2 protein-coding genes and 1 pseudogene are annotated in these 2,967 nt (G+C 78.4%); all 3 read left to right on the plus strand.

Annotated features, from left to right (window positions below):
* Positions 1–1,291, plus strand: a pseudogene (locus tag F8274_RS30280) (hypothetical protein); the annotation flags it as partial.
* Between the two features lie 39 nt (positions 1,292–1,330).
* Positions 1,331–2,374, plus strand: coding sequence for an alpha/beta fold hydrolase (locus tag F8274_RS30285; RefSeq protein ID WP_151465781.1), 1,044 nt, complete (start codon positions 1,331–1,333; stop codon positions 2,372–2,374).
* Between the two features lie 5 nt (positions 2,375–2,379).
* On the plus strand, positions 2,380–2,967 hold a 588-nt coding region (locus tag F8274_RS30290; RefSeq protein ID WP_151465783.1), incomplete at its 3' end, for a DUF3152 domain-containing protein.

Here is a 2,967-nt window from a genome sequence, read left to right on the forward strand (position 1 = left end):
GGCCCGCCGGTCCGCACCGGAGCCGCCGCCGGCCGCCGAGGCGGCCGAGCTCACCCCGGTGCTGCCGCAGCGCGTCCCCGCCGAGCCGGATGTCCCCGTCGTGCCGGAGCCGCCCGCCGTGGAACCGCCCGCCGAGACTCCCGAACTCGCCCGCATCGCCACCCACCTGCGCCGGGACGACGAACCCGCGCCGCTGCGCGAGCGGCCGGAGGGCTTCGACGTCAACGCCATCCTCGACGCCGTCCGCGAGGTGGCCGGCGTTCGGGACGCGGCCCTGCGCCGCACCCCGGCCGGGGCGCACAGCCTCCGGCTGGACCTCGCCGACGGCGCGGACCCGGCCGAGGTGAGCCGGGTGGTCGCCCGGCTGCTCCAGGAGCGGATGGGGCTGGCCGCCGCCCCGCAGAACCTGCCCGGCCCGGCCTGGTCGGCGCCGCAGTCCCGTCCGGCGGAGGACGCGCCCGGCCCGGCCTGGTCGGCGGCCCAGTCCCGTCCGGCCGAGGACGTGGCCGACCCGAGGCCCGGCCCGGCGGAGGAGCTGACCGGCCCGCAGTCCCGACCGGCCGGGGACCCGGCCGGTCCGAGGTCCGGCCCGAACCGGCCGGCCGAGAACCGGTCCGGCGAGGGCCGGTTCGCGGCGCCCGAGGCACGCGCCGGCCGACTCGCCGAGGCGCCCGCCGAGGGCGCCGACGCGGGGGCCGAGCCGCCGCGCCGCCGCCGGCAGGCCGGCCACCGGGGCCGGGCCGCGGTCGAGGAGTCCTCGCTCGCCACCGCCCCGGCCGGCACGGCCACCGGCAGCCCGGCCACGCTCGGCACCTCGTACTCCGGCGGGCAGATGAGCACGACGGAGACCGCGCCGTCGCGACCGCTGGACACCGGCGGCCTGCCCGGGCCCCGGGTGGTGATCGACCACGTCCAGGTGAGCACCTTCGGCCTCGACGCCACCGTGGAGGTCCGCCTGATCGCCGGGGACCGCACGGCCGAGGGGCACTCCACCGGGCCGGCCGTCGACGGCTACGTGCTGCGGCTGTGCGCGGTGGCCGCGGCCGCCGCGGTGGACGAGCTGCTCGGCCAGGCCGCGCCGGCCGGGGAGCGGGGGCGGTGCTTCGTCGAGCACACCGCCGTGGTGCCGTTCGGCAACTGCGAGGTGGCGACCGTCGTCGTGCTGCTGGTCTGCGACGGCTGGGTGGAGCAGTTGGCCGGTTCCGCCCTGGTCGCCGGGGATCCCCGGCAGGCCGTGGTCCGGGCGACCCTGGCCGCGGTGAACCGCCGGCTGGAGGCGCTGCTCGGCTGAGCCGGTGTCGGGCCGGGCCGGTCCGGGAAGACTGGAGCCATGAAGCCCGCCGCCCTCTGGCCGGACCAGCTCCTGCCCGCGCACCACGTCCCGCCGCCCTGGCCGGGCCGGCACGTCCGTCTCGACGGCACGGTGACGTACGTGCGGGACACCCCCGCCACCGCGCCCGACGCGGAACCGGCGCTCTACGTGCACGGCCTCGGCGGCTCGTCCCAGAACTGGACGGACCTGGCCGGCCTGCTCGCCGACCGGCTCGACGGCCAGGCGATCGACCTGCCGGGTTTCGGGCGCAGCGAGCCGGGCCGCCGCTACACCGTGCCGTCCTTCGCCGACCGCGTGGTCCGGTGGATCGAGCACAGCGACCGGGGGTCGGTGCACCTGTTCGGCAACTCGCTCGGCGGCGCCGTCTGCGTCCGGGTGGCGGCGCTGCGGCCGGACCTGGTCCGGACGCTGACCCTGATCTCCCCGGCCCTGCCGTTCCTGGACTTCCGCCGCTCGTTGCAGGGGCGGATGCTGCCGCTGCTGGCGATCCCCCGCGGCGAGCGGCTGGCGGCCTGGCGGCTGGCCCAGCTCGCTCCCGAGGTGATGGCCGAGCAGGTGATGGAGGCGTGCATCGCCGACCTGACCCGGATCAGCGAGCAGCGCCGGCAGGAGGCGGTGGAGGAGATCCGGATCCGTTACGAGGCGGCCCACTACGCCGCCGCCTACGTCCGCACCTTCCGTGGCCTGGTCTCCAGCTTCCTGCGGTCGTACCTGCCGGGGTCCGGGTCGCTGTGGCGGCTGGCGGGGGCGGTGGGGGTGCCGACGCTCGTGGTGGGCGGGCGGCAGGACCGCCTGGTCGACGTGCGGGTGGCGCCGCAGGCCGCCCGCGTGATCCCGGACAGCCGCCTGCTGCTGCTCGACGGCGTCGGGCACGTGGCCCAGTTGGAGGTGCCCCGGACCGTGGCGCGGGCGGTGCTCGCGCTGCTCGCCGAGGCGTCCCCCGACGGGTCGCCGCCCGGTGGGGAGGGGACGGAGGCGCAGGCCAGGGCGCTGATCACCGAAACGGAGGAGAGCGGGCGGCGCCGCGACATGGCAGGCTGAGCCGGATGCCCACCTCCGTACGTCCGCGTGCCGCGCGGCCCACCGCCCCGCCCGCCGGCCGCTGGCGTTCCGCGGTCGTGGTCTGTGCCTTCCTCGTCACCGCCGCGGTCGGCATCGGTGTCGCGCTGCAGCACCCGTCCGTCGGGGCCGAGGCGCTCGTCAACGCCGGCGCGGCGGCCCTGCCGCCCCAGCCGACCGGCGCGCCGCCGCCGAGCGTGCCGCCGTCGTCACCGTCACTGTCATCGTCGGCGTCGCCGGATCCGGTGGCGAGCACGCCGGTGCTGCGGCTGCCCGGTGCGGTGCCCGCGCACGGCCGGGGGGGCTTCGGCTACGACGACCGGGCCGGAGGGGTGCTGGGCCGGGCCGGGGTGCTGCGCCGGTTCCGGGTGGCGGTGGAGAACGGCTCCGGTGAGGACGCGCACGCCTTCGGTGACGCGGTGCAGCGGGCGCTGGCGGGACCGGGGAGCTGGGTGGACAGTGGCCGGCTGCGGTTGCAGCGGGTGGGGCCGGGCAGCCCGTCGGACTTCACGATCTACCTGGCCACCCGCGACACCGCGGGTCGCCTCTGCCGTGCCGGGGGGATCGACCTCCGG

The sequence above is a fragment of the Micromonospora sp. AMSO31t genome (assembly GCF_008868175.1).
Taxonomy (GTDB): Bacteria; Actinomycetota; Actinomycetes; order Mycobacteriales; family Micromonosporaceae; genus Micromonospora.

Excerpts from the sequence above, each read along its gene's own strand:
- F8274_RS30285 (WP_151465781.1), top strand. The coding sequence starts at position 1,331 with ATGAAGCCCGCCGCCCTCTGGCCGGACCAGCTCCTGCCCGCGCACCAC.